Genomic DNA, 25,706 nt, shown 5'->3' with positions numbered 1-25,706 from the left:
TGCCGGGGAGGCGGTGGCCGGGTCGGCGGCTGTCGGGGAGGTGGTGGCCGGGACGGCGGCTGCCCGGACGGCGTCTGGTGGGAAGGCGGCGGGCCGGGTGCGTGGGATGGATGCGGTGGCGGTCGAGGCGCTGGGGGATCGGGTGCTCGGCCCGGAGTACAAGTCGCTGCCGTCGGTCGCGTGGGGCCGTACGGCGCGCGAATTCCTTGCCACCGCACCGTATCTGGAGGATTTCGCCACCCCCGTGCTGACCGTGGAGCGGGCGGCGCTGGATTCGAACCTGGCGGTGATGGCCGACTGGGCGGCCGCCGCGGGCGTGCGGCTGGCGCCGCACGGCAAGACCACCATGTCGCCACAGTTGTGGGCCGAGCAGCTGGCGGCCGGGGCGTGGGGGATCACGCTGGCGACCGCCTGGCAGGCGCAGGTCGCGCGCTCGTTCGGCGTGGCCCGCATCCTGCTCGCCAACGCGCTGGTCGATCCGGTCGGATTACGCTGGGTGGCAGGGGAATTGCGTCGCGACCCCGGCTTCGAGTTCGTGAGCTGGGTGGACAGCGTGCCCGCCGTCGAACAGCTGGAGCAGTGCCTACCCGCCGGTGCGCGGCTCCCCATCCTGGTGGAGCTGGGCGGTCCGCACGGCCGCACGGGGGCGCGGGGCCTGGACGAGGCGCTGGCCGTCGCGGACGCCGTATCGCGTTCGGAGCGCCTGGAACTGGCGGGTGTCGGAGGCTACGAGGGGGCGCTCGCGCACGACCGGACGAGCGACGCCGTCGGCGCCGTGCGCCGCTATCTCGACGAACTGGTAAGACTGCACGGCGCGCTCGCAAGTCGTTACGAGCGACCGGCGATCGTCACCGCGGGTGGCAGCGCCTATCCGGATCTCGTCGTGGAGCGGCTGGCCGGGCTCGCCGATGAGCAGGGCGCACAAGGCATTCCGGTCACCGTGGTCCTGCGTTCCGGGGCGTATCTGATCCACGACGACGGCTTCTACTCCGGCATCTCACCGCTGACCGCGCCACACACCGGTCGCCCGCTCCGGGCGGCGATGCACGGCTGGGCGCGCGTGGTGTCGCGGCCGGAGCACGGGCTGGCGTTGCTGGACGCCGGACGGCGAGACCTGCCGTTCGATTCGGGACTGCCGGTACCGCAACGAGTATCGAGCGGCACGAAGGTGCCGCCCGGCGCCGCTGTGTCGGCCCTCAACGACCAGCATGCCTTCCTGCGGCTGCCCGCCGGAGGTGAGGTGCCGGTGGGCAGCGTGGTGCGGCTGGGCCTTTCGCATCCGTGCACGGCGTTCGACAAATGGCGGCTGATCCCGGTGATCGACGACGCCGAAGCCGCCCGGCCGCGCGTCGTGGATCTGCTGCACACCTTCTTCTGAGCGACGGTGTTCGCGACCGTCAACCGAGCGCCGCGCCGGTCTCCTCGCGATCGGCTGCGGTGTCCTTGCGATCGGCTGTGGTGTCCTGGGGACTGCCTGAGGCGTCCTTGCGACTGGCGTCGGTGGCATTGCGACTGGCGTCGGTCTCGTCGCGACTGGCGTCGGTGTCCTTGCAACTGCGGAAATGCGCGCCCGGCCGCTGTACCGATCCGCGGCGTCCGGCGCGCGGCGGGAGGGACGGCGCACTCGCGCGTCCGGTAGCGGTGCGCGGCCGGTGCGGTGTGGGGCGCGGGGCGGGCACGCGGTGATTCCCGACGCGATAGGTGAGCAGAATTCCGATGGCGACCGCGGCGACGATGAGAACGGCCAAGCGTAGGAACAGCAACGGACTCTCCTGGCGGTGCGGCGAGCTGGACGCCCGTTGGCAAATCTGGTGGGCGTCCCGGTGGCGACTCGGGTTTCACTTCGAGATTCCCTGTCAGCAGATGAATCGAAACGTGGAGATCGTCGTTACCGCTTTCGCTGTTACGTTTCGGCATCCTCCGGGCAATCGAAGTCTGCGACCCCTGGCCGTGAATGAGCTTGCATGATCGTGCATAATCATCACATGGCGGATACCTCGGAGGGGCCCGTGCTGCGGGTCGCGGTGGCTGGTGCGAGTGGATACGCGGGCGGCGAAGTGCTGCGCCTGCTGCTGGAGCATCCGGCCTACCGATCCGGGCGCCTCGAGATCGGGGCGCTGACCGCGGGATCCAATGCCGGCGCCACGCTCGGGGAGTTGCAGCCGCATCTGCTGCCGCTGGCCGGTCGCCTCCTGGCCGAGACCACCCCGGACGTCCTCGCCGGGCACGACGTGGTCTTTCTGGGGCTGCCGCACGGGCAGTCGGCGGCCATCGCGCAGGCGCTCCCGGAATCGACCGTGATCATCGACTGCGGCGCCGACTTCCGGCTCACCGACCCGCGGGCGTGGGAGCGGTACTACGGCTCTCCGCACGCCGGGAGCTGGCCCTACGGGCTGCCGGAGCTGCCCGGCGCGCGGGAGCGGCTGCGCGGCGCCACGCGGATCGCGGTGCCCGGCTGCTATCCGACCGTGTCGAGCCTGGCCATGGCGCCCGCGGTGGCGGCGGGCATCGTCGAGCCGACCGTGCACGTCGTCGCCGTCACCGGCACCTCGGGGGCCGGACGCAAACTCGATGTGGGCCTGCTCGGCTCGGAGGTGATGGGTTCGGCACGCGCCTACAACATCGCCGGCGCGCATCGGCACACCCCGGAGATCGCGCAGAATCTGAGCGCGGTCGGCGGCGGTCCGGTGCGGGTGTCGTTCACCCCCGTGCTGGCACCGATGCCGCGCGGCATTCTCGCCACCTGCACCGCCGTCACCCGTGTCGGCGCCGAGCGGGCCCGCGAGGTCTACGAGAAGGCCTATGCCGATGAGCCTTTCGTGCATCTGCTGCCCGAAGGCGCACTGCCGCAGACCGGTTCGGTCATCGGCTCGAACGCGGTCACGCTGCAGGTGGCCGTCGATGCCGACGCCGGACTGCTGGTGGTGGTCGGCGCGATCGACAATCTGACCAAGGGCACCGCGGGCGGCGCGGTGCAATCGATGAACCTGGCACTGGGTCTCGACGAGACCACCGGACTTTCCACCGTAGGAGTGGCACCGTGACATCGACCGACATCGCCGGCGGCAAGCTGGTCCGCACGCAGGGTGTGACCGCCCCGCTCGGCTTCCGCGCCGCCGGTATCGCGGCGGGCATCAAGGCCAGCGGAAACCTCGATCTCGCGCTGGTTTTCAACGAGGGCCCGGAGTACGCCGCGGCGGGCGTCTTCACCAGCAACAAGGTCAAGGCGGCGCCGGTGCTGTGGTCGCAGCAGGTGCTGACGGGCGGGCACCTGCGCGCGGTGATCCTGAACTCCGGCGGGGCCAACGCCTGCACCGGACCGGGCGGCTTCCAGGACACCCACACCACCGCCGAGGAACTGGCGAAGGCGTTGAGCAACTGGGGAACCGAGACCGGCGCCGGTGAGATCGCGGTCTGCTCCACCGGCTTGATCGGCGACCGGCTGCCGATGGACAAGCTCGTGCCCGCGATCACCGAGATCGTGCGGGAGATGGGCGGCGGCCTCAACGGCGGCACGGACGCGGCGCACGCCATCATGACCACCGACACCGTGCCCAAGCAGGCCGCCTTCCACCACCGTGACAAGTGGAACGTCGGCGGCATGGCCAAGGGCGCGGGCATGCTCGCCCCCTCGCTGGCCACCATGCTCGTGGTGCTCACCACCGACGCCGTCGCCACGCCGGAGCAACTGGACCGCGCCCTGCGCAACGCGACGAAGCGCACCTTCGACCGGCTCGACGTGGACGGCTCCTGCTCGACCAACGACACCGTGCTGCTGCTGGCCAACGGCGCCGCCGAGGTGACCCCGAGCCAGGCCGAACTCGACGCCGCGGTGCTGGCGGTGTGCGACGATCTGGCCGCGCAGCTGATGGCCGACGCCGAGGGTGTCACCAAGCGGGTCCTGGTGACCGTGACCGGCGCCGTGGACGAGGACGAGGCGCTGGCCGGCGCCCGCACCGTGGCGCGGGACTCGCTGGTCAAGACGGCGCTGTTCGGCTCGGACCCGAACTGGGGCCGGGTGCTGGCGGCGATCGGCATGGCGCCGATCACCCTGGACCCGCAGCGGATCTCGGTGTCGTTCAACGGGAATCCGGTCTGCGTCGACGGCACGGGCGCGCCCGGCGCCCGCGAGGTCGATCTGTCCGGCGCCGACATCCACGTGGTGATCGAGCTGGGGCAGGGCGCGGGCGAGGCCACCATCCGCACCACCGACCTGTCGCACGGGTACGTGGAAGAGAATTCGGCGTACAGCTCATGAGTACGCCCCTGACGCAAGGGCTTTCGGCCCTGGACAAGGCGCACGTGCTCGCGGGCGCGCTGCCGTGGCTGCAGAAGTTCCGCGACAAGATCGTCGTGGTGAAGTACGGCGGCAACGCCATGGTGGACGACGATCTCAAACAGGCCTTCGCGGCGGACATGGCGTTCCTGCGCACCGTCGGCGTGCATCCGGTGGTGGTGCACGGCGGCGGCCCGCAGATCAGTGCGATGCTGCGAAAGCTGGGTCTCGAGGGCACCTTTCGCGGCGGCTTCCGTGTCACCACCCCCGAGGTGCTGGACGTGGTGCGGATGGTGCTGTTCGGTCAGGTCGGCCGCGAGCTGGTCGGGCTGATCAACGCGCACGGCCCGTACGCGGTCGGGATCTCCGGGGAGGACGCGCGGCTGTTCACCGCGACGCGGCGCACCGTCACGGTCGACGGGGTGGCCACCGATATCGGTCTGGTGGGCGATGTCACCTCGGTGAATCCCGACGCGGTGCTCGATCTCATCAGCGCCGGGCGCATTCCGGTGGTGTCGACCATCGCCCCCGACGCCGACGGCGTGGTACACAACATCAACGCCGACACCGCGGCGGCAGCGCTGGCCGAGGGAATCGGAGCGGAGAAGCTGGTGGTACTCACCGATGTGGAAGGGCTGTACACGAATTGGCCCGACCGGTCCTCGCTGACCACGCACATCGACAGCACCGAACTGGCGGCCCTGCTCCCGAGCCTGGACGCCGGGATGGTGCCGAAGATGGAGGCGTGCCTGCGCGCTGTGCAGGGAGGCGTGCCGACCGCGCACGTGATCGATGGGCGGGTACCACATGCGGTCCTGCTCGAACTGTTCACCGGGGAAGGCATCGGAACGATGGTGACCCCGCCCGACACAGGAACGACAACGCCATGAGCACACAGGAATTGCAGCAGCGCTGGTCGTCCGCGCTGATGAACAACTACGGCACCCCGAAGCTCGCGCTGGTGCGCGGCGCCGGCGCGGTGGTCTACGACGCCGACGGCAACCGCTATGTCGACCTGCTCGGCGGCATCGCGGTGAACAGCCTCGGGCACGCGCATCCGGCGATCCTGGAGGCGGTCACCCAGCAGCTCGGCACGCTCGGGCACGTATCGAATCTGTATGCCACCGAGCCGGTGATCGAACTGGCCGAGCGGCTGCTGGCGCATTTCGGCGACGGCACCGGCCGCGCCTTCTTCTGCAACTCCGGCACCGAGGCGGTCGAGGCGGCGTTCAAGATCGCCCGGCTGACCGGGCGGCGCAAGATCATCGCCTGCGACGACGCCTTCCACGGCCGCACCATGGGCGCGCTGGCGCTGACCGGGCAGCCGTCGAAGCGCACGCCGTTCGAGCCGTTGCCCGCGGGCGTCGTGCACGTCCCGTACGGCAATGCCGACGCGCTGGCCGCGGCGGTCGACGAGGACACCGCCGCGGTGTTCCTGGAACCGATCCTGGGCGAGAGCGGTGTCGTGGTGCCGCCGCTGGACTACCTGGCCGAGGCCCGCGTCATCACCTCGCACTTCGGGGCGCTGCTGGTGCTCGACGAGGTGCAGACCGGGATCGGGCGCACCGGAACGTTTTTCGCGCATCAGGCGGCGGGCGTGGTGCCCGACGTGGTCACGCTGGCCAAGGGCCTGGGCGGCGGGATGCCGATCGGCGCGGTGCTGGCGCAGGGCCCCGCGGCCGAGCTGTTCACGCCGGGACTGCACGGCACCACCTTCGGCGGCAACCCGGTGTGCGCGGCCGCCGCGCTGGCGGTGTTGCGCACCATCGACGAGACCGGCCTGCTCGCCCACGTGGAAGCGGTCGGCAAGACGCTCATCGACGGCATCGACGAACTCCGCCACCCGCTGATCGATCACGTGCGCGGCGCCGGGCTGCTCATCGGGATCCAGCTGACGCATGACGTTTCGGCGCAGGTGGAGGCCTTCGCGCGGGCGTCGGGCTATCTGGTGAACCCCGCCAAGCCCGACGTCATCCGGCTGGCGCCGCCGCTGGTGCTGACCGAGGGACAGGCCGAGAACTTCCTGTCCGCCCTGCCCGTGATCCTCGACGCCGCGCTACGGGAGGCAGACCTGTGAGTATCCGCCATTTCCTCCGCGACGACGACGTCACGCCCGCCGAGCAGGCCGAAATCCTCGCTCTGGCAGCGGAATTGAAGAAGTCGCCGTACGCGCACCGGCCGCTGGAGGGTCCGCGCGGGGTCGGGGTGATCTTCGAGAAGAACTCCACCCGCACCCGGTTCTCCTTCGAGGTCGGCATCGCCCAGCTCGGCGGCCACGCCGTGGTGGTGGACGGCCGCGACACCCAGCTGGGCCGCGAGGAGACCCTCGCGGACACCGGCCGGGTGCTCTCGCGCTACGTCGACGCGGTGGTATGGCGGACCTTCGCACAAGAGCGCCTGGACGAGATGGCCTCGGCGGCAACGGTTCCGGTGATCAACGCGCTGTCCGACGAATTCCATCCGTGCCAGGTACTGGCGGATCTGCAGACCCTCACCGAGCGCAAGGGGACGCTGGCCGGGCGGCGGCTCACCTACCTCGGTGACGGCGCCAACAACATGTCGCACTCGCTGCTGCTGGGCGGCGTGACGGCGGGGCTGCACGTGACGATCGCCGCGCCCGCGGGTTTCGAGCCCGCCGAGCAGGTGGTCGAGGCCGCCCGCAAGCGGGCCGCCGAGACCGGCGCGACGATCACCGTCACCGACGACCCGGTGGCGGCGGCGACCGGCGCCGACGCGCTCGTCACCGACACGTGGACGTCGATGGGTCAGGAGAACGACGGCCTGGACCGGGTGGGCCCGTTCCGCCCGTTCCGGCTCGACGGTGCGCTGCTGTCCCACGCCGCCCCGGATGCCGTTGTGCTGCACTGTCTTCCGGCACACCGCGGCGAGGAGATCACCGACGAGGTGCTGGACGGCCGGCACAGCGTGGTCTGGGACGAGGCGGAGAACCGCCTGCACGCCCAGAAGGCGCTGCTGGTGTGGCTGTTGTCCCGGCGTGCCGGTGATCCCCGGTGACCGAGCGATCCGGGCGGCCGGTGCCGAAGTCCCACCGTGCGGCCGCGCGTACCGGAGACTCTCGGCCGACCGCGGTTTCCGAATCGGGACGTGGCCCTGCCCGGCGCGGCGAGGTGGCATCGTGAGGGCGGGCAAGGCGGGGGCGAAGGCGGGCCCCGCGATCGCGCGGACGCGGGCCGGGCGGCAGCAGCGCATCGTGGAGTTGTTGTCCGCCAACGCGGTTCGCAGTCAGATCGAACTGGCGGCGCTGCTGGCGGCGGAGGGCATCGAGACCACCCAGGCCACGCTGTCGCGTGATCTCGACGAACTGGGTGCGGTGAAACTTCGCGCGGCCGACGGCGGCGCGGGGATCTATGTGGTCCCCGAGGACGGCAGCCCGGTCCGCGGCGTCACCGGCGGCACCGACCGTTTGTCGAAGCTTCTCGGCGATCTGCTGGTCTCCACCGACCACAGCGGCAACATCGCCGTGCTGCGCACGCCGCCGGGCGCCGCCCACTTCCTGGCCAGCGCCCTGGACCGCGCCGCCCTGCCCGAGGTGGTCGGCACCATCGCCGGTGACGACACCGTCGCGGTGATCGCCCGCGAACCCCTCACCGGCGCGGAACTGGCGGCCAAGATCGAACAGCTGGCCTGAGTCAGCGGTTGGCCAGCCCTGGTTATGCATGGGATTGCATCGTCATGCATAATCATTTGTCAGTGGCGGGAGCCGCCCGGGGGAGGCGGGCACACAGACTTGGATACGCACGAAACCTGAGGAGCTAACAGATATGGCCGATCGCGTCGTACTCGCCTACTCCGGCGGGCTGGACACCTCCGTTGCCATCAGCTGGATCGGCAAGGAGACCGGGGCCGAGGTGGTCGCGGTCGCGATCGACCTGGGCCAGGGTGGCGAGGACATGGAGGTCGTGCGGCAGCGCGCGCTCGACTGCGGCGCCGTCGAGGCGATCGTGGTGGACGCCCGCGACGAGTTCGCCGACGAGTACTGCCTGCCGACCGTGCAGGCCAACGCCCTGTACATGGGCCGCTACCCGCTGGTGTCGGCGATCAGCCGCCCGCTGATCGTCAAGCACCTGGTGGAAGCCGCCGAATATCACAACGCCTCCACCGTCGCGCACGGCTGCACCGGCAAGGGCAACGACCAGGTGCGGTTCGAGGTCGGCATCGGCGCGCTGGCGCCCGACCTGAACGTGATCGCCCCCGTCCGCGACTACGCCTGGACTCGGGAGAAGGCCATCGCCTTCGCCGAGGAGAACAGCCTGCCGATCACGGTCACCAAGAAGTCGCCGTTCTCCATCGACCAGAACCTGTGGGGCCGCGCGGTCGAGACCGGCTTCCTCGAGGACCTGTGGAACGCGCCGACCAAGGACGTCTACGACTACACCGTGGACCCGACGGTCAACTTCGAGGCCCCCGACGAGCTGATCGTCACCTTCGACCGCGGCGTCCCGGTGGCCATCGACGGCCGCCCGGTCAGCGTGCTCGAGGCCATCACCGAACTGAACACGCGCGCGGGCCGCCAGGGCGTGGGCCGGCTGGACATGGTGGAGGACCGCCTGGTCGGCATCAAGAGCCGCGAGATCTACGAGGCGCCGGGCGCCATCGCGCTGATCGCCGCGCATCAGGAACTCGAGGCCGTCACCGTCGAGCGCGAGCTGGGCCGCTACAAGCGTCAGGTCGAGCAGCGCTGGGGCGAGCTGGTGTACGACGGCCTGTGGTTCTCGCCGCTCAAGCGCGCGCTGGACGCGTTCGTGCGCGACACCCAGGAGCACGTGTCCGGCCAGATCCGGATGGTGCTGCACGGCGGCAACGTCGTCGTCAACGGCCGCCGCAGCGAGGAATCGCTCTACGACTTCAACCTCGCCACCTACGACGAGGGCGACACCTTCGACCAGTCGCTGGCCAAAGGCTTCGTCCAGATTCACGGCCTGTCCTCCAAGGTCGCCGCCCGCCGGGATTTGAGCAAGAAGAAGTAGCGCCGCCCGAGATCCGCGCGTGCACGTTCCGATGATCGCGAGACGAGGAGACGACCACCGATGACGCAGGGCGGCAGCACCAACGAGGGCGCGCTGTGGGGCGGGCGATTCGCGTCCGGCCCGGCCGCGGCGATGGCGGCGCTGAGCAAGTCGACCCACTTCGACTGGGCGCTGGCGCCCTACGACGTGCGGGCGTCCAAGGCGCACGCGCGGGTGCTGCACAAGGCCGGTCTGCTGTCCGACGACGATCTCGCGGGCATGCTGGCGGGGCTGGACCGGCTCGCCGCCGACGTCGAGTCGGGGGCGTTCGGTCCGGCCGAATCCGACGAGGACGTGCACGGCGCGCTCGAGCGCGGGCTGATCGAACGCGTCGGCGCCGAACTCGGCGGCCGGCTGCGGGCGGGCCGCTCGCGCAACGACCAGGTGGCCACCCTGTTCCGGATGTGGCTGCGCGACGCGGTGCGCCGGATCGCGGCCGGGGTGCTGGACGTGGTGGACGCGCTGGTGGCGCAGGCGGCCGCGCACCCGGAGGCGGTCATGCCGGGCAAGACGCACCTGCAGGCCGCGCAGCCGGTGCTGCTCGCGCATCAACTGCTCGCCCACGCCCACCCGCTGCTGCGCGACGTCGACCGGTTGCGCGATTTCGACAAGCGAGCGGCCGTGTCGCCCTACGGTTCCGGCGCGCTGGCCGGGTCGTCGCTGGGCCTGGATCCGGAGGCGATCGCCGCCGATCTGGATTTCGATGCGGCCGCGGCCAATTCGATCGATGCCACATCGGCACGGGACTTCGCCGCGGAGGCGGCGTTCGTGCTCGCCATGACCGCGGTGGACCTGTCGCGTATGGCCGAAGAGGTGATCATCTGGAGCACACCGGAATTCGGCTACATCACGCTGGCGGACGCCTGGTCCACCGGGTCGTCGATCATGCCGCAGAAGAAGAATCCGGACGTCTCCGAGCTGACTCGCGGCAAGGCCGGCCGTCTGATCGGCAACCTCACCGGCCTGCTCGCCACACTGAAGGCGCAGCCGCTGGCCTACAACCGCGACCTGCAGGAGGACAAGGAGCCCCTGTTCGACTCGATCGCCCAGCTCGAACTGCTGTTGCCCGCCATCGCGGGCCTGATGTCGACCTTGACCTTCCACACCGACCGCATGGCCGAACTCGCCCCCGCCGGATACACCCTGGCCACCGACATCGCCGAATGGCTGGTGCGCCAAGGTGTTCCGTTCCGCGTGGCGCACGAGGCCGCCGGTGGCTGCGTCCGCGCCGCCGAGGCCCGCGGCGTGGGCCTGGACGAGCTCACCGACGCGGAGTTCGCCGCCGTCGACCCCGCCCTCACCCCGCAGGTGCGCGAGGTCCTCACCGTCCAGGGTTCGATCGCCTCCCGCAACGCCCGCGGCGGCACGGCAGGCGAACGGGTCGCCGAGCAACTGGCGGAAGTCCGCGCCGCCACCGCCACCGCCCGCGCCTGGCTCGGCTGAGCGGAGCGCCGGTTATCCTGCGGCCATGACCTTCCTGCTGCTGGTGCTGGCCATCGCGTCCGAGGTGACGGCGACGGTGTCGTTGAAACTGTCCGAGGGGTTCAGCAAGCTGGTGCCCTCGATCGTGGTGGTGGTCGGGTACGCGAGCGCGTTCTTCTTCCTGTCGCAGGCGTTGAAGCGGGGAATGTCCATCGGGGTCGCGTACGGGGTGTGGTCGGCCATCGGGGTGGCGGCCGTGGCGACCATCGGGGCGCTGTTCCTCGACGAAGGGCTGACCCTGGTGCAGATCGGCGGGATCGGGCTGGTGATTCTCGGCGTGCTCGCCCTGGAACTGGGCGCCGCGCACTGAATCGTCAATCCTGCACGCGCACCGGATAGCCCGCGGCGTCGAGGGCGTCCAGCACGTCGTCGCGGTGGGCGGTGCCGCGGGTCTCCAGGGTCAGCAGCACCTCGACCTCGTCGATGGCCAGCCAGGCCCCGGTGCGCGAGTGCACGACGTCCAGCACACTCGCCCCGGTGTCGCCGACGGCGGCCAGGAGCTTGCCCAGGCTCCCGGGGCGGTCCGAAATCGTCACGCGCACAGCGAGATAACGCCCGGCCGCGCTGAGCCCGTGCCCGATGAACCGGGTGAGCAACAGCGGGTCCACATTACCGCCGGACAGAATCGCGCACACCGGGCCGCGCAGGTCCAGCTCGTCGGCGCGGGTCATCAGTGCGGCGACCGCGGCCGCCCCGGCCGGTTCGACGATCAGTTTGGCGCGCTCCATGCACAGCAGCAGCGCACTCGACAGGGCGTCCTCATCGACGGTCACGATCGAGACCCGGTCGACGACGTGCGCGAACGGCACCCCGCCCGGCAGGCCGACCGCGATGCCGTCGGCCATGGTCGACATCCGTTCCAGCGCAACGGGTTCACCGGCCGCCAGCGACTGCGGCCAGGCCGCGGCCTGTGCGGCCTGGACGCCGATCACCCGGACCTCGGGCGCCAGGTGGCGCAGCGCGACGGCCACTCCGGCGAGCAGGCCGCCACCACCGGTCGGCACGATGACGGTGCCCACCTCCGGCATCTGCTCCAGGATCTCCAGCGCCACGGTGGCCTGGCCCGCCACGATGTCGGGATGGTCGAACGGATGGATCAGGGTCGCGCCGGTCTGCTCCGCGAAATCCATTGCCGCGGTGAGTGATCGGTCGATGCTGTCGCCCACCTGGTGCACGGTGGCGCCGTAGGCCCGGGTGGCGGCCAGCTTCGGCAGCGACGCGCCGATGGGCATGAACACCGTCGAGTCGATGCCGAGCGTCGTCGCGGACCAGGCGACGCCCTGCGCGTGATTACCGGCGCTGGCCGCCACCACGCCGCGCCGCCGGTCGTCGTCGGGCAGGTTCGCGATCCGGTGATAGGCGCCACGCGGCTTGAACGACCCGGTGCGCTGCAGATTCTCGCATTTCAGCCGCACCTCGCGCCCGGTGCGTTCCGACAGCACCCGCGACGCCACCACCGGCGTGCGCCGGATGACCGGCCCGAGTTGCTTCGCCGCCGCCTCGATCCGATCCAGCCCGATCAGCTCCATGGCCGCCATGCTGCCAGAGAACTCCCGATCGTTTCGTGATCGTCACATCGGCGACCGCTGCCGACAACACCGCGGCCATAGCGTCGCGACATGCCTCCACGACGACGCTCGGCGTTACTCGCGAAGCTGGTGGTCGACGAACCGGGTCGGCCGCGGATCATCCTCGGGGAACTGCGGCGGGTGATTCTCGACGGCGCGGTGCCGCCGGGCACCGTGATCCCACTGCGTGAGGTGGCCGAACTATTCGACGTCAGCCACATTCCGGTCCGCGAAGCGCTGAAGATCCTGATCGGTGAGGGCCTGGTCGCGCACGAACCGCATGCGGGATACACGGTGGCGCAGTTGACCGCGAGCGAACTGCGGGAGATGTACCTGGTGCGGCAGGCGCTGGAGGAGGCGTCGCTGGCCGCCGCCGTCAGCCACGCCACCGCCGCGGATCGCGCGGCGCTGCTGGAGGTGAACGCGGCGCTGGAACAGGCCATCCGCGAGGACGATCCGGTCGGCTACCATCGCCGGTCGCGCCAGTTCCATCTCGCCCTGACCCGGCCCTCGCGCATGTTCCGGCTGCTGCACCTGCTCGAATCCGCTTGGAACGTCACCGAACCCGTGCAGTCGATGGTGCACGTGTCGCGGGCCGACCGAGTGCGGCTGCACACCGATCACGCGCTCATGCTCGACGCCTTCCTTGCCCGCGATGTGCAACGGCTGCTCACCGTCGCGCAAAGCCACCACTCCCGGCTCGAGTCGGTATTGGCGACCCTACCCACCGGCACCGGACTGCTCGCACCACCCGACGGCGTCTCGTTCGCGCGGCCCTAGCGTTGACAGCACCGGGGCGCTACTCGACCTCGACACTCTCGATCACCCCGAGCACCCCGGACAGCCAGGGCGTATACCGCTGCGGATCGGCGACCATGGCGTCGGCGAGGTCGCTCGGCCACACCCAGGCGTGGTCGGCGATCTCCGCCGGATCGGGGCGCGGGGGTGCGCCGTCGAATCGGCCGACGAGGACGTGATCCCACTCGTGCTCGACGCGGCCGGTGCCGGGATCGGCCGCCCGGTAGGTGAACGTGCCCACCTCCGACAGCGTGCTGTAGATCCCCAGCTCCTCCACGAGCCGATCCACCGCGGCATCGGCCGGGTCGCGGCCCGGCGCCGGATGGCCGCAGCACGTGTTGGTCCACAGCAGCGGAAACCGGGTCTTGACCGCGGCGCGCTGCTGCAGGAGCACCCGCCCGTCGGCGTCGAACAACAACACCGAGAACGCGCGGTGCAGGCGGCCCGGCGCGGTGTGCGCCTGGGACACCGGGCAGGCGCCGATCGCGCGGCCCTGCTCGTCCACCAGTTCGACGGGCAGGGCCTCGCGGTCGATCGTCGAGTCGATGGTCACCTACCTACCTTATCCGCGGCGATCAGCAAATACTGGAAACTTCCCTCCCGATAGGCGGTGAGGAACGGCTTCTCCACACCGGTCGCGAGTTCGGAATGGGTGCGCAGATCCCAGTACGGGATGGTGGCCGGGGTCAGGTCGGTGACACCGACCGGCACCAGGCCGTTGGCGGCCAACGCCCGGAAGTATTCGCCGCGCGGATGGATCATGCAGCCGTAGTGCGCGTCGATCCAGCTCACCGACGACGACTTACCGCCCGTCACGTCGTTGGAGCAGCCGGTGATGCAGACGTAGCGCCCGCCCGGTTCCAGCAGCCGCGCGAACTCGCCGAACAGATCGTGCAGGTCGACGTACATGGTCGTCTCGTTGGTCCAGATGCCGCGCATGCTGCCCGAATCGAATCCGGTGTCGAGCATGTTCTTGAAGTGGAACTGCACCATATCGGCGACACCGCGGGTGCGGGCCTGGTCGTTGGCGAAGCCGACCTGGTATTCCGAGATCGTCACGCCGTCCACCCGGCAGCCGAAGCGCTGGTTGGCCATGATGCTGGTGCCGCCGCGCCCGCAGCCGGCATCGAGCAGCCGGTCACCGGGGCGGACGTCACCGAGATGGTCGAGCAGCAGGTCGGCCTGCGCGGTTTCGAGCCGGTGCAGTTCGCGCACGATCCGGTCCTGCCGGGTGTCGTCCGGGCCCTCCAGCACCGACCAGTCCGGCTCGCCCACCCCGTAGTGGTGGTGGTAGAGCCCGTCGACCTCACCGAGTTTGGTGTTGACCCGGTCGTCGTTGGGATTGTTGTTCCAATATTCGGAGACCGAGCGCTGGTAACTGCTGTGCAGGACACCATCGGTCTCGCGGTCGAGCATCGTCATCGCAGATCATCCTCTCGAACCTGGTAGTGCCGGGTCGTGCGCGAATGAGATATCGGAAACGGTCGCGTCAGCTCTGGTCGTGATAACGGCGGCTGTCGGCGTGCCAGGCGCGGTTGCCGCCCATCCAGCCCCACAGGCCGCCCAGGAAGCGCCGCAACTCCGGGGAACCCGCGGCGGCGAGTGCCGCCGCCTCCCCTTCGAAGCGGTGCACCAGTTCGTCGTGGATCTCGGCCGTGCGCCGCACCGCCTGGCGGCGCGGGCAGTTCTCCTCCGCCGCCAGCACCGTCGGCAGATTGAACTCCCGGCCGTTCGACAGGTCCTCGCGGGCCATCGAGTACAGGTCGTTGACCATCTGCGCGGCGAGCGCGGCCGTGGTGACCACGCGGCGGACGCGCGGATCGGTGTACTCCGCCGCGCTCAGCTCGTAGCCGCCGAGCACGTCGATCGGCGCCATACACGGCAGGAAGCTGTGCGGCTGGCGGTTGGCGAGGTACTCCCACACCGGTGGCATCCGCCCGGCCAGCCGCCAGCCCGCCTCCGCGCCGAGTGCGATGAACCAGCCACCGATCTCCGTGCGCAGCCGCGCCAGCTGCGCCGGCGTGGCGTAGTGCGACAGGTGCTCGAACGAGGTGCGGAACGCGCGCAGGATCGGATCGGCCTGCAGCGCCCGCTCCAACCGCTCCTGGTACTCGGCCGGAAGGTGCACGGGATCTATTGCGGCCGCGGCCATTTCGAGTCGCGGCCCCAGTTCGGCCTCGGCGCTGGACGGGGTGCCGTCGGGCGCGCGGTCGTCGGCGTCCTCCTCACAGTAGTAGTCGTCGACCGACCATTCCGACACCGCGCATTTGGCGGCGGCGAGCAGCCGGTCCGGGTCGTCGCAGTCCGGATGCGCGAGCATGATCAGCCGTCCGAAGTCGGCCTTGCGCAGCTCGTCCAGATTGTTCTCGTACAGGCCGATGCTCTCGGCCCACACCAGGATTCCCTCGTTCACCGCTGTGGCGAGCGCCGGATTGTCGCGCAGGGGTGGCGGGCAGTACAGCGGTGGGATGTCGCGCTCGTCCTCCGCCGCACCTGTGCCTTCGGCGGACGGCTCGGCGTGGGAGGGTTCCCGCGCCGGGGCCGCCGTCCGGCGCGGGAACTGTGCGAGATCGGTATGCCCGGACAGCAGGCGACTCAGCCGGGACCCGCCCGGCTCGCCCGCGGGCTCCGGCGCACCCGGCGAGCCGGAGCGGGACCGGCTCGCCCCGCCGTCCTTGTCGCCTCGCGGCCGTAACAGCAGGCCGGACGCGCCGAGCCCGGTGGGCCCCAGCAGCCGGTGCGGTGTGACGGAATCGACCATATCCGCGAACGGTGCCGAAACCGGCTGGGCCGCAGGGCCTTTCGAACTGTCCGGCAGCGGTAGGGCGGCCGGGGGAGCGTGATCCAGATTGGTCAGAAGTTTGGCGACGACCGCGGCCAGCTCACCGGTGGCAGGCGGGGCCGCGGCGCGTGACAGCACCGACATGACTGCTCACTTCCGTCAGTCGTGCCGGGCGACGAGGACATTGTCGAGGATCCCCAGCGCGTCGGGCACCAGCACGGCCGCCGAGTAGTAGCAGCTGACCAGGTAGGAAATGATCGACTGGTCGTCGATGCCCTTGAAGCGGACGTTGAGGCTCGGCTCGTACTCGTCGGGGATGCCGGTCTGGTGCAGGCCGATCACGCCCTGCTCCTTCTCGCCGGTGCGCATGGCCAGGATCGAGGTGGTGTGCTTGTCGCTCACCGGGATCTTGCCGCACGGGTAGATGGGCACGCCGCGCCAGGCCGGGATGCGGTTGCCGTCGATCTCCACCGGGTCGGGATAGATGCCGCGGCGGGTGCATTCGCGCCCGAACGCCGCGATCGCTTTCGGGTGTGCCAGAAAGAGTTTCGTGCTGCGGCGCATGCTCAGCAGCTCGTCCATGTCGTCCGGGGTGGGGGCGCCGGACTCGGTGTAGATGCGCTGTTTGAGATCGCAGTTGTGCAGCAGGCCGAAATCGCGGTTGTTGACCAGGTCGTGTTCGCGGCGCTCGTGCAGGGCCTCGATGGTCAGCCGCAGCTGCTGTTCGATCTGGTTGTGCGGCTCGTTGAACAGGTCCGCGACGCGGGTGTGCACCCGCAGCACGCTCTGTGCCAGGCCCAGCTCGTACTCGCGCGGGGCGGCGTCGTAATCGACGAAGGTGCCCTCGAGCAGCGGCTCGCCCGAGTGCCCGGAGGAGATCTCGATATTCGCCTCGCCGTGGTTGTTCTGTGGCCGCGCCGGCGCCGACGCGAACCGTGACAGCTGTTCGCTCAGCGCCGGTATCTCGTCGCGGGTTCGTTCGAAGGCCGCGCGGGGCAGCGCGAGCAGGGTGGTGCGGGTGACGGTGGTGAGCGTGACCGGCCATATCGCGTCCTCGTCGGTGAGCACGTCCTCGCCGAAATACGAACCGCCGCCGAGGATGCCGACGCGGGTGGTCTCGCCGTACTCGCCGGTGCCGAGCTTGCTCAGCTTGCCGTGCACGATGAGCAGGAGCTGGTCGATGGGGTTGCCGAATTCGGCGACGACCGTGCCCGGTTCCAGGTCGTGCTGCTCGAACTGCCGGGCCAGCGCGCCGAGCGCCTCCTCGTCGTCGAAGCCGCGCAGCGGCGGCAGTTCCTGCAGCTCCAGGGGGATGACCCGGGCCTGGCCGCCGTCGACGGCGAATTCGACCTCGCCGTTGCCGACGGTGTGGGTCAGACGGCGGTTGACGCGGTAGATGCCGCCGTGCACCTGGACCCACGGCAGCGTGCGGGTCAGCCAGCGGGAGCTGATGCCCTGCATCTGCGGTTCGGATTTGGTGGTGTGCGCGAGTTGGTGTGCGGCACTGGTGGACAGGCTCTTCTGCACGTGATTCGCGGTCTGTGCCGGCAGTTCGATGGTCATGCTGTGGTCCTCACCTCGTAATTGCCACGACGACGGCGACGGCGCCGGTGGTGGAGACAGGGCGATACGGCAGGCCGGGGGCCTGCTCAACTAGACACTCGAGCGAAACTGAATGCGCGACAGCGCGTTTCCAGCGAATCGATAGTAAGTCCCGGCACCGACAGGATGTGGCGGAATTCGCGAACCGAGGTGAAAAACCTTGTGCCATAACGAATGGTGATCGTTCGGCCGTCCGGTCAGCGCCTCGGCGCGTCGGCTTCGATCGTGCCCGGCGCGTCGCGCGCGGTACCTGCGGTGCTGCGCGAGGAGCGGGGCCGGAGCCGGCCGTTGGCTTCGCAACGAACCGGCGAACCGCTCGTAACGAACGGGCGAACCGCCGCTTGCCGGATGCGTCCGTTCCGGCGCCCGCGAAGTAGGCTGATGATGTGGCAAGCTCATCTGGACACGCAGGGGTCTGTGACGGGCGTCACGTGCAGGGCGAGGGCTGGGAGTTTCCGTGAAGTTCGATACGAGGTTCGTCGCGCGGTCGGTGCAGCGGTTGGTGGCGACCGCGCAGAACGGGCTCGAGGTCATCCGCTTCGGGGGGCTGGCGCACGACGTGGAGTCGTCGCCCTACGAGGTGACCGAGCGCAAGCGCATGTACCGGCTGCGGCACTACTTCCCCGACGACACCACCCCCGGCCGTCCCGTGGCGCTGCTGGTGCCGCCGCTGATGGTCAACGCCGACATCTACGACGTGAACGCCGAGGGCGGTGCCGTCGGCATCCTGCACCGCGCCGGAATCGATTGCTGGGTCCTCGATTTCGGGTCACCGGCCAGCGAGGAGGGCGGCTGGCAGCGCGACCTGGCCGACCACGTGCTCGCCCTCGACAGCGCCATCGACACGGTCAACGAACTGACCGGCCACGGCGTGCACCTGATGGGCTATTCGCAGGGCGGCATGTTCGCCTACCAGACCGCCGCCTACCGCTACGGCAAGGGCGTGGAGAGCATCGTCACCTTCGGCAGTCCGGTCGATATCGTGGCCGGCCTGCCGTTCGGGCTACCGCACGGGCTGGTGTCCGACGTCGCCGATTTCGTCGCCGACCACGTCCTCACCCGGCTGCCCATCACCGACTCCATGGTGCGCCTGGGCTTCCAGATGCTGGACCCGGTGAAGACGGCCAAGGCCCGCATCGACTTCCTGCGCCAGCTGCACGACCGCGAGGCGCTGCTGCCCAAGGAGCGCCAGCGCCGGTTCCTTGAGCACGACGGCTGGGTCGGCTACTCCGGTCCGGCCGCGGCGGACCTGCTCAAACAGTTCGTGACGCACAACCGGATGATGCTGGGCGGCTTCGTGATTCGCGACCATCCGGTCTCATTGGCCGAGTTGCGCTGCCCGATCCTGGCGTTCGTCGGCGAGGTGGACGACATCGGCCAGCCGGCCGCCGTGCGCGGCGTCCTGCGCGCCGCGCCGAACGCCGACGTGTACGAGGCCACCCTGGTCGCCGGGCATTTCGGCCTGGTGGCCGGATCGACGGCGACCAGCCAGACCTGGCCGCTGGTGCGAGATTGGGTGAACTGGCTCAGCGGCCGCGGCGACCTGCCCGCCCAGATCGCGCCGATGTACGAGCACGCCGCCGCCAACCGCCCGCGCTCGGCGGCGACCCGCGTGGTGCACACCGCCGCCGGGCTCGCCGAGACCGGCGCCGGACTGGGCGCGGCGCTCGGCAGCATCGCGAGCAGCACCCTGCGCGGCTCGATGGAACTGACCGGCGAGGCGGCGCGGGCGCTGCCGCGGCTGACCCGGCTGGGCATGATCCAGCCGCACACCCGGATCTCGCTGGGGCGGCTGCTCGCCGAGCAGGCGCGCCGGGCGCCGTTGCGAGACCTGTTCCTGTTCGACGACCGCGTACACACCAACGCCGCGGTCAATGTGCGCATCGACAACGTGGTGCGCGGCCTGATCTCGGTCGGTGTGCGGCCGGGCACCCGGGTCGGCGTGCTGATGGAGACCAGGCCGAGCGCGCTGGCCGCGGTGGCGGCGCTCTCGCGGCTCGGGGCGGTGGCCGTACTGCTCGCGCCCGGCAGCGAGTTACCGCGCGCGGTCGAGCTGACGGGCGCGAAGACGATTCTGGCCGACCCGGAGAACCTGCGCGCGGCCACCGGGACCGGCGCCCGGGTGCTGGTGCTCGGCGGCGGTGACGCTCGCGGCCTGGATGTGCCGCCGGGGTGCGAGGTTACCGATCTCGAGCAGATCGACCCGTCCCGGGTGGTGCTGCCCGGCTGGTTCCGCCCGAATCCGGGGCTGGCGCGAGAGCTGGCGTTCGTCCTGGTCACCGGCACCGGCGACAAGCTGGACATCAAGTACATCACCAACCATCGCTGGGCGGTGTCGGCGTTCGGCACGGCCGGTTCGGCCGATCTGGATCGCGGCGACACGGTGTATTGCCTCGCGCCGCTGCACCATTCGTCGGGTCTGCTGGTGAGCCTGGGTGGCGCGGTGGCCGGGGGCAGCCGGATCGCGCTGGCCCGCTCGCTGGATCCGGCGCGCTTCGCCGAGGAGGTGCACCGCTACGGCGTCACCGTCGTCACCTACACCTGGACGATGCTGCGCGACATCCTCGACGCCGACACCTTCCCCAACGGTCACTCGCATCCGATCCGGCTGTTCATCGGCTCCGGCATGCCGGCCGGGCTGTGGCGGCGCACCATCGAAAGATTCGCTCCCGCACGGGTTCTCGAGTTCTACGCGTCCATCGAGGGCGATGTGGTGCTGGCGAACGTGGCGGGCGCCAAGATCGGCAGCAAGGGCCGCCCGGTGCCCGGCGCCGCCCGCGTCGAGCTGGTCTGCTACGACCCGGAGACCGACGAGATCCGCACCGACGCACAGGGTTTCGCGCGCCGCGCCGCCGACAACGAGGTCGGTCTGCTGATCGGCAAGGCAGCCGACACGGTCGACATCTCGCGCGGTGGTCTGCGCGGGGTGTTCACGCCCGGCGACGCGTGGGTGCCGACGGAGAACCTGTTCCGGCGCGACCGCGACGGCGACTACTGGTTGATGGATCGCCGCGACACGGTCATCAGTACCGCCCGCGGCCCGGTCTTCACCCAGCCGATCGTGGACACCCTCAACGACGTCGCCGCGGTCGATCTGGAGGTGGCGTTCGGGCTGCGCGCGGGAACCGGTGCGGGCGAGCGGACGCTGGCCGTGGCCGCCGTGAGCGTCCGCCGCGGCTACCACCTGGACCCCAAGGACGTCACGGAGTGCCTGCGCGCGCTCGATCCCGCCCAGCGTCCCGACCTCATCTTCGTCGTCGACGAGATCCCCCGCAGCTCCACCTACCGCCCCTCCACCCGCGCGGTCCAAGCCGCCGTCCGCCTGGAGCCGGGCGAGCGCACCTGGTGGTACGACCGCACCACCGAAACCTACGAAATCCTCACCCCCGAGTCCCTGGAGACCCTGCTCGGCTGAATCGATCCGCCCGGCGGCGGGTCCGCGTCAGACCTGGAACGCGGTGACGGCCTCGATCACCCGGGCGACCTGGTCGTCGCCGAGGCCGGGCCAGAGCGGGAGGCGGATCAGGGTGCTGGAGAATTCGGCGGTGCGGGTGCACGGGTGCGGGGTGCGGCCGAGTTTCAGCCCGGCGGGGCTGGAGTCCAGCGGGACGTAGTGGAACGGGGCCGAGATGCCTTGGGCGCGCAGATGATCGATGAGGTCGTCGCGGCGCCGCTCGGTCGGGGTGCGCAGGTAGTACAGGTGCGCGGTGTGCTCGCGGTCCGGCGGTACCTCCATCAGGCGCACGTCGTTGCGGGCGGCCCAGTCCGGCAGCCCGGCGGCGTAGGCGTTCCACACGCGGAACCGGCCCGCCTGGATCCGATCGAACTCGGCCAGTTGCGCGTCCAGCACCGCCGCGTTGAGTTCGCTGGGCAGATAGCTGGACCCGATGTCCTGCCAGGAGTACTTGTCGACGGCGCCGCGCAGGAACCGGGCGCGGTCGGTGCCCTTCTCCCGGATGATCTCGGCGCGCCCCATCAGGATCTCGTCGGTGAGCAGCACCGCGCCGCCCTCACCGCAGTGCACGTTCTTGGTGTCGTGGAAGCTGAGCGCGCCCGCGGTGCCGATGCTGCCCAGCGGCCGCCCCCGCCAGGTGCCGCCGAGCCCGTGCGCGTTGTCCTCGACGATGGCCAGCCCGTGCGCGTCGGCCAGCGCGAGCAGCCGGTCCATCTCCGCCGCGACGCCGCCGTAGTGGATGACCACGATCGCCTTGGTGCGTGCGGTGATCGCCGCGGCCACCGAGTCGGCGTCCAGATTTCCGCGCTCGTCGATGTCGGCGAAGACGCAGACGGCCCCGCGCAAGGCCATCGCGGTCGCGGTCGAGGTGAACGCGAAGCTGGGCACGATCACCTCGTCGTCGGGCCCCAGTTCGAGCAGCAGCCCGGCCATCTCCAGCGCGTGCGTGCACGACGTGGTCAGCAGCGCGTGCGGGGCCCCGGTGATCTTCTTCAGCTTCGCGGTGGCCGCCGCGGTGAACGGACCGTCACCGTGGCTCTGGTCCGACGACAGCACGGCCGCGAGATTGGCCAGTTCCTGCGCGGCCCGGTAGGGCCGGCTGAAGATGATGCGGTCAGTGCTCACCCGGGTCGTTCCCCCCGATCGCTGCGGTCGTGGACAGGGCCGGCGCGCGCTGCTCGGCGGTGCCGGCGTCCGGGCGCGGTGTGGGCGAATCTACCGTCAGATAAAGGGGTTTGCCCACCAGCACGTGCAACGCCACACCCAGATACTCGGCGATGAGACCGAGCGAGAACAGGATCGCCCCCGAAACCAGCAGCAGCACAACGATGGTCGAGGCCCAGCCCTCGGGGTTGTCGCCGGGCCCGAACACGGCCTGCGACACGATGATCGCCGCGTAGACCAGCCCGGCCAGCGCGAGCGTGACGCCCAGCATGCTGACCAGCCGCAGGCCGCGAGTCCCGCTGCACAGCACCATCTTCCAGAACAGCGAGAACAGCCGCCGGTAGTTGTAGCCGGATTCCTCCCGCCCCTCCGACCGCAGCACCACCGGCGCCTGCGCCGCGTTGTCGACCACCCAGGTCAGCGCCACGTCCAGGTACACGCCGTTGGAGGCGACCTCGGCGAGCTGGCGCCCGATGGCCCCGCGGATGAGCCGGTAGCTCTCGAACCGGGTGGAGTCGGGGAAGGCGAACACGGTGGCGAGCACCAGTTTCGCTCCGCGCGAGGTGAGGTTGCGGAGGAATCCGTGCGGCCGGGTGTTGGTCGGCTTGGAGTAGACCAGATCCGCGCGCTGCGCCAGCGCGGTATCGATGAACGAGCCGATGAAGCCGGGATCGTGCTGGCCGTCCTCGTCCATGGTGACGATCCACTCGCCGCGCGCGGCCGCCATACCGGCGATGGTGGCGGCGTCCTGACCGAAGTTGCGGCTCAGCCACACCACCCGCACCCGCTCGTAGTCGCGGTCCAGCTGCCGCAGCACCACATCCGACCGGTCCGGCCCGTGATCGTGCACGAGCACGATCTCGGTGACGGCGAAGTTCGCTCCGGCGGGAGTGGTGGTGGGCTCGGCCAGCCGGTGCAGCTCGGCGACCAGTCCGGCGATGGTCTCCTCGCCCCGATACACCGGCACGACGACCGAGACCGCGTGCGTCGGCCCGGGGTGGCCGTTGGACCGCGCCGGTTCGGTAGCGGCAGAGGGAATCGGCATCAGCTGGTTCGACTTTCGGGGACGACGGTGCGCGCCGGAACTCCTCGTTTCAGTACAGAGCCCGAATCGCGGTGAACTCTAACACGCAGCGTGGTGCGGTCTCCGGTGCGGCGAGGCATCCCGACATCATCGCCGCCGAACAGGTTCATGCCAACCGTCACGGCGCCCTGTAGGGTCTGGAACTCGTGGTGCAAAGTGCAGTGTCGACGGCGCCGGCCGAACTCTCTGCGGCGGCAGAACCTTCCGTGGCTCCGGAACCGGCCCCGAGCGACAGATCGCGCCGGGACGTGTTCCGCTGGGGGGCGGTCACCGCGCTCGGCGTGATCCTCGGCTATGCGGCGGTGCTGCTGGCCGACGCCCGCCACTTCTTCACCGACGACACCGAATCCCAGTACACCCCGCTGTGGGTGATGCTCGGCCGCTATCTGCGCGAGGGCAAGCTCCCGGTGCTGATCCCCGAGCAGTGGATGACCGGCAACTACACGATGGAGGAGGCGGGCCTGTTCAACCCGCCGCAGCTGCTGATCGATCTGATCGCGCCCTCGGTCGACAATCTCGCGGTCTACGCCACGGTGGTGAAGCTGATCTTCGCGATCATCGCCGCGCTCGGCGTGTACCGGGTGTGCCTGGCCTACGGCGGCCGGGTGCAGTGGGCGGCGGTGGCCGGTGTGGCGTTCCCGCTCACGGGCTGGTTCCTGTTCTTCGACCAGGCCAGCTGGATGACCTCGCTGACCGGTACCGCGTGGATGGTGCACGCGTGGGCGTCGGCGGTGCGGTACGCGCGGGGGCGGGGCGGGCCGATTCCGGTCTTCGTGTTCCTGTATCTGGCCATCTCCGTCGAATACGTCTTTCCGGCGGTGGAGTCGGCGCTGATGCTCGTGGCGGTCGCCGTGGGCGAGATCGTGTATCAGCGCAAGTGGCAGCCGGTGGCGCGGTTGACGGCGGTGGCGCTGTGCGCGGGCCTGGCGGGTCTGCTCACCTATCTGCCGAGCATGCTGTCGGCGAAGGTGAGCTGGCGCGGCACTGCTCAGATCAACAACGACCAGTTCCTCACGGTGCCCTGGTCGGAGTCGCTGAACGCCAGCCTGCCCTCGGCGGTCCCAGCGCTCAACTCGTGGTGGGGTTATATCCAGCCGCTGCCGATGACCTACATCGCCTGGTTCCTGATCCCGGCGCTGGCGTTCATCGACTGGGGACGCGCGCGGGCGGCGTGGCGCGAGCTGACGGCGGTCGCGCTGTTCGCGATCATGTTCCTGATGTGGGCCGCCGGGCCGGGCACGGTGGGTCCGCTGCGCTGGCCCGCGCGGGTGCTGCCGATGCTGGCGCTGGGGCTGCTCGTGCTGGTGTGTGTGCTGCTGGGCCGCTTCGGCACCACGTCGAATCGGCGCCATCGCGCGGTCGCGGGCGCTGTACTGATCGGACTGTTGTGGGTGCGAACGTTCTCGGCGCATCCGCACGCCGTGCTGTGGCACGTGCTGTCGGCGGTGGTGGTGGCCGCGGTGGGCGCGGCCGTGGTCTGGCTGGCACGCACCCGCGGGACGGCCGCGGCGGCGCTGCTGACCATGGTCGCCATGTTCCCGATCGCCTATGCCCAGGTGCACAGCGTCCAGCCGAATCCGATGAGCTGGAATCTGCCCACCAACCGCTCCGCCGCCAAGGCGGTGTTCCCGAAGTTCGACGGCATCACGCTGCAGCTCGGCGACCGCGGCCTGCTGCAGCCGGGGGACCGGACGCTGGACGGCGCGTACGGCTCGCTGGCGTTCGGTAACTACGCCAAGGACGTCGAGCAGGACTACGTCAACGGATACACCCCGAACGGGCACTACTGGTTCGGCGAAATGTTGTGCATGCGTTGGGATTCCAGTGTCTGCCCCGACGCCTACCGGCGGCTGTTCACGCCGGAGCCGACCACCGGTCGCACCGTCGCGGACCTGATGAAGCTGGACCGGGTCGTACTGCAGAAGGCCATGTTCCCCGATGCGGGCAGCCAGCCGGCTCCCGAGGGCTGGATGTGGGTCGACGCTCCCGGGCACGAGAAGTACATCCGGGTGCTCGAGCGGATCGGTGGGCCGGTCTCCACGGTCAACGGCCGCGTCGCCGACGCGCACGAGGTCACCGCGACCTCGCTGTCCGAGTCCGAGACGTCGAGCGAGGTGCGGGTGTCCTCGGCCGCGGGCGGCCGGGTGGTGTTCGCGCGGCTGGGCTGGCCGGGGTACCGGGTGACCCTGAACGGCAAGCAGATCCCGTTCACGACCGTCGCGAAATCCTTTGTCGCCGTAGACATTCCTTCCGGCACCGAGAACGCGGTACTGGACGTGACCTGGCGGCCGCCGGGCTGGAAGATCGGCATCGGCACCGCGGTGCTGGGTGTGCTCGGCCTGGGCGTGCTGCAATGGCTCCACCTGCGGTCGCGGCGACGGGACGAGCCCGCCCCCGCGCCCGCCGGTCCGCCGGAGGGGGATACGCCGACGACCGCCGGTTCGCCACGGGCGGAAGCGCTTCCGTGAG

The 25,706-nt window shown here is 70.3% G+C and carries 21 protein-coding genes; 13 read left to right on the top strand and 8 right to left on the bottom strand.

Annotated elements, in window-relative coordinates:
• Nucleotides 1–106 precede the first annotated feature (106 nt).
• Entirely contained in the window at nt 107–1,378 is a 1,272-nt protein-coding gene (locus NWFMUON74_RS22805; protein ID WP_187683859.1) for an alanine racemase, read from the top strand.
• Between the two features lie 19 nt (nt 1,379–1,397).
• Here NWFMUON74_RS22805 and NWFMUON74_RS22800 read toward each other — a convergent pair whose 3' ends face one another.
• A complete protein-coding gene (locus NWFMUON74_RS22800) occupies nt 1,398–1,763 on the bottom strand; it encodes a hypothetical protein (RefSeq protein ID WP_187683858.1) in 366 nt (121 codons plus the stop codon).
• A 222-nt stretch (nt 1,764–1,985) separates the two neighbouring features.
• On the opposite strand from NWFMUON74_RS22800, the gene argC reads away from it, so the two are divergent.
• The 9 genes from argC (at nt 1,986) to NWFMUON74_RS22755 (ending at nt 11,095) form a co-directional block, all read left to right on the top strand.
• Nucleotides 1,986–3,044 carry an N-acetyl-gamma-glutamyl-phosphate reductase gene (argC, locus tag NWFMUON74_RS22795; protein WP_187683857.1) on the top strand — a complete coding sequence of 353 codons (1,059 nt, stop codon included), beginning with the start codon at nt 1,986–1,988 and terminating at the stop codon, nt 3,042–3,044.
• Nucleotides 3,041–4,258, top strand: a complete 1,218-nt coding sequence (argJ, locus tag NWFMUON74_RS22790; RefSeq protein ID WP_187683856.1) for a bifunctional glutamate N-acetyltransferase/amino-acid acetyltransferase ArgJ — start codon at nt 3,041–3,043, stop codon at nt 4,256–4,258. Before argC ends, argJ begins: the two co-directional genes overlap by 4 nt.
• Nucleotides 4,255–5,166: an acetylglutamate kinase gene (gene argB, locus NWFMUON74_RS22785; protein ID WP_187683855.1), complete on the top strand. Its 912-nt coding sequence runs from the start codon at nt 4,255–4,257 to the stop codon at nt 5,164–5,166. Before argJ ends, argB begins: the two co-directional genes overlap by 4 nt.
• On the top strand, nt 5,163–6,353 hold the full coding sequence (locus tag NWFMUON74_RS22780; protein WP_187683854.1) for an acetylornithine transaminase: 1,191 nt from the start codon (nt 5,163–5,165) through the stop codon (nt 6,351–6,353). Before argB ends, NWFMUON74_RS22780 begins: the two co-directional genes overlap by 4 nt.
• The gene (argF, locus tag NWFMUON74_RS22775) at nt 6,350–7,291 is read left to right on the top strand and encodes an ornithine carbamoyltransferase (RefSeq protein ID WP_187683853.1); all 942 of its coding nucleotides are present in this window, start codon (nt 6,350–6,352) and stop codon (nt 7,289–7,291) included. Before NWFMUON74_RS22780 ends, argF begins: the two co-directional genes overlap by 4 nt.
• Before the next feature lie 121 nt (nt 7,292–7,412).
• Complete coding sequence (locus NWFMUON74_RS22770; protein WP_187683852.1) at nt 7,413–7,925, top strand: arginine repressor; 513 nt, start codon at nt 7,413–7,415, stop codon at nt 7,923–7,925.
• A 133-nt stretch (nt 7,926–8,058) separates the two neighbouring features.
• Entirely contained in the window at nt 8,059–9,264 is a 1,206-nt protein-coding gene (locus tag NWFMUON74_RS22765) for an argininosuccinate synthase (RefSeq protein WP_187683851.1), read from the top strand.
• A 60-nt stretch (nt 9,265–9,324) separates the two neighbouring features.
• Nucleotides 9,325–10,746: an argininosuccinate lyase gene (argH, locus tag NWFMUON74_RS22760; protein ID WP_187683850.1), complete on the top strand. Its 1,422-nt coding sequence runs from the start codon at nt 9,325–9,327 to the stop codon at nt 10,744–10,746.
• A gap of 25 nt (nt 10,747–10,771) precedes the next feature.
• The gene (locus tag NWFMUON74_RS22755; RefSeq protein ID WP_187683849.1) at nt 10,772–11,095 is read left to right on the top strand and encodes a DMT family transporter; all 324 of its coding nucleotides are present in this window, start codon (nt 10,772–10,774) and stop codon (nt 11,093–11,095) included.
• A gap of 4 nt (nt 11,096–11,099) precedes the next feature.
• Here NWFMUON74_RS22755 and ilvA read toward each other — a convergent pair whose 3' ends face one another.
• Nucleotides 11,100–12,323 (bottom strand): threonine ammonia-lyase, encoded by a 1,224-nt coding sequence (ilvA, locus tag NWFMUON74_RS22750; RefSeq protein ID WP_187683848.1) that lies wholly within the window; start codon nt 12,321–12,323, stop codon nt 11,100–11,102.
• An 81-nt stretch (nt 12,324–12,404) separates the two neighbouring features.
• On the opposite strand from ilvA, the gene NWFMUON74_RS22745 reads away from it, so the two are divergent.
• Nucleotides 12,405–13,133 carry a GntR family transcriptional regulator gene (locus NWFMUON74_RS22745; RefSeq protein WP_187683847.1) on the top strand — a complete coding sequence of 243 codons (729 nt, stop codon included), beginning with the start codon at nt 12,405–12,407 and terminating at the stop codon, nt 13,131–13,133.
• 19 nt (nt 13,134–13,152) lie between these two features.
• Here the strand turns inward: NWFMUON74_RS22745 and idi are convergent, their stop codons facing one another.
• The 4 genes from idi to NWFMUON74_RS22725 all read right to left on the bottom strand — a co-directional run bounded on the left by idi (nt 13,153) and on the right by NWFMUON74_RS22725 (nt 17,496).
• Nucleotides 13,153–13,704 carry an isopentenyl-diphosphate Delta-isomerase gene (idi, locus tag NWFMUON74_RS22740; protein WP_232110521.1) on the bottom strand — a complete coding sequence of 184 codons (552 nt, stop codon included), beginning with the start codon at nt 13,702–13,704 and terminating at the stop codon, nt 13,153–13,155.
• Nucleotides 13,701–14,573, bottom strand: a complete 873-nt coding sequence (locus tag NWFMUON74_RS22735; RefSeq protein ID WP_187683846.1) for a geranyl diphosphate 2-C-methyltransferase — start codon at nt 14,571–14,573, stop codon at nt 13,701–13,703. The genes idi and NWFMUON74_RS22735 overlap by 4 nt, the downstream gene beginning before the upstream one ends.
• A 67-nt stretch (nt 14,574–14,640) precedes the next feature.
• A complete protein-coding gene (locus tag NWFMUON74_RS22730; RefSeq protein ID WP_187683845.1) occupies nt 14,641–16,077 on the bottom strand; it encodes a family 2 encapsulin nanocompartment cargo protein terpene cyclase in 1,437 nt (478 codons plus the stop codon).
• A gap of 15 nt (nt 16,078–16,092) precedes the next feature.
• Entirely contained in the window at nt 16,093–17,496 is a 1,404-nt protein-coding gene (locus NWFMUON74_RS22725; RefSeq protein WP_187683844.1) for a family 2B encapsulin nanocompartment shell protein, read from the bottom strand.
• Between the two features lie 496 nt (nt 17,497–17,992).
• Here NWFMUON74_RS22725 and NWFMUON74_RS22720 point away from each other — a divergent pair, with 496 nt between their 5' ends.
• Nucleotides 17,993–20,950 carry an AMP-binding protein gene (locus tag NWFMUON74_RS22720; RefSeq protein ID WP_187683843.1) on the top strand — a complete coding sequence of 986 codons (2,958 nt, stop codon included), beginning with the start codon at nt 17,993–17,995 and terminating at the stop codon, nt 20,948–20,950.
• Between the two features lie 27 nt (nt 20,951–20,977).
• Here NWFMUON74_RS22720 and rffA read toward each other — a convergent pair whose 3' ends face one another.
• Both rffA and NWFMUON74_RS22710 read right to left on the bottom strand, forming a co-directional pair.
• On the bottom strand, nt 20,978–22,114 hold the full coding sequence (rffA, locus tag NWFMUON74_RS22715; protein ID WP_187683842.1) for a dTDP-4-amino-4,6-dideoxygalactose transaminase: 1,137 nt from the start codon (nt 22,112–22,114) through the stop codon (nt 20,978–20,980).
• On the bottom strand, nt 22,104–23,198 hold the full coding sequence (locus tag NWFMUON74_RS22710; RefSeq protein ID WP_187683841.1) for a glycosyltransferase: 1,095 nt from the start codon (nt 23,196–23,198) through the stop codon (nt 22,104–22,106). The genes rffA and NWFMUON74_RS22710 overlap by 11 nt, the downstream gene beginning before the upstream one ends.
• A 245-nt stretch (nt 23,199–23,443) precedes the next feature.
• Between NWFMUON74_RS22710 and NWFMUON74_RS22705 the strand changes: the two genes are divergently transcribed.
• Entirely contained in the window at nt 23,444–25,705 is a 2,262-nt protein-coding gene (locus NWFMUON74_RS22705) for a hypothetical protein (protein WP_425343072.1), read from the top strand.
• Nucleotide 25,706 lies beyond the last annotated feature (1 nt).

This window comes from Nocardia wallacei (assembly GCF_014466955.1).
GTDB classification, from domain to species: domain Bacteria; phylum Actinomycetota; class Actinomycetes; order Mycobacteriales; family Mycobacteriaceae; genus Nocardia; species Nocardia wallacei.
The sequence above is the reverse complement of the archived record's forward strand: the minus strand, read 5'-3'. Positions and strand labels throughout refer to the sequence as shown.

Bases quoted from the DNA above. Each gene is read 5' to 3' on its own strand.
- NWFMUON74_RS22765 (WP_187683851.1), top strand. From the start codon at position 8,059: ATGGCCGATCGCGTCGTACTCGCCTACTCCGGCGGGCTGGACACCTCC.
- NWFMUON74_RS22745 (WP_187683847.1), top strand. From the start codon at position 12,405: ATGCCTCCACGACGACGCTCGGCGTTACTCGCGAAGCTGGTGGTCGAC.
- ilvA (WP_187683848.1), bottom strand. From the start codon at position 12,323: ATGGCGGCCATGGAGCTGATCGGGCTGGATCGGATCGAGGCGGCGGCG.
- argC (WP_187683857.1), top strand. From the start codon at position 1,986: ATGGCGGATACCTCGGAGGGGCCCGTGCTGCGGGTCGCGGTGGCTGGT.
- NWFMUON74_RS22755 (WP_187683849.1), top strand. From the start codon at position 10,772: ATGACCTTCCTGCTGCTGGTGCTGGCCATCGCGTCCGAGGTGACGGCG.
- NWFMUON74_RS22805 (WP_187683859.1), top strand. From the start codon at position 107: ATGGATGCGGTGGCGGTCGAGGCGCTGGGGGATCGGGTGCTCGGCCCG.
- argH (WP_187683850.1), top strand. From the start codon at position 9,325: ATGACGCAGGGCGGCAGCACCAACGAGGGCGCGCTGTGGGGCGGGCGA.
- NWFMUON74_RS22735 (WP_187683846.1), bottom strand. From the start codon at position 14,573: ATGACGATGCTCGACCGCGAGACCGATGGTGTCCTGCACAGCAGTTAC.
- NWFMUON74_RS22730 (WP_187683845.1), bottom strand. From the start codon at position 16,077: ATGTCGGTGCTGTCACGCGCCGCGGCCCCGCCTGCCACCGGTGAGCTG.
- argB (WP_187683855.1), top strand. From the start codon at position 4,255: ATGAGTACGCCCCTGACGCAAGGGCTTTCGGCCCTGGACAAGGCGCAC.
- NWFMUON74_RS22725 (WP_187683844.1), bottom strand. From the start codon at position 17,496: ATGACCATCGAACTGCCGGCACAGACCGCGAATCACGTGCAGAAGAGC.
- NWFMUON74_RS22780 (WP_187683854.1), top strand. From the start codon at position 5,163: ATGAGCACACAGGAATTGCAGCAGCGCTGGTCGTCCGCGCTGATGAAC.
- NWFMUON74_RS22710 (WP_187683841.1), bottom strand. From the start codon at position 23,198: ATGCCGATTCCCTCTGCCGCTACCGAACCGGCGCGGTCCAACGGCCAC.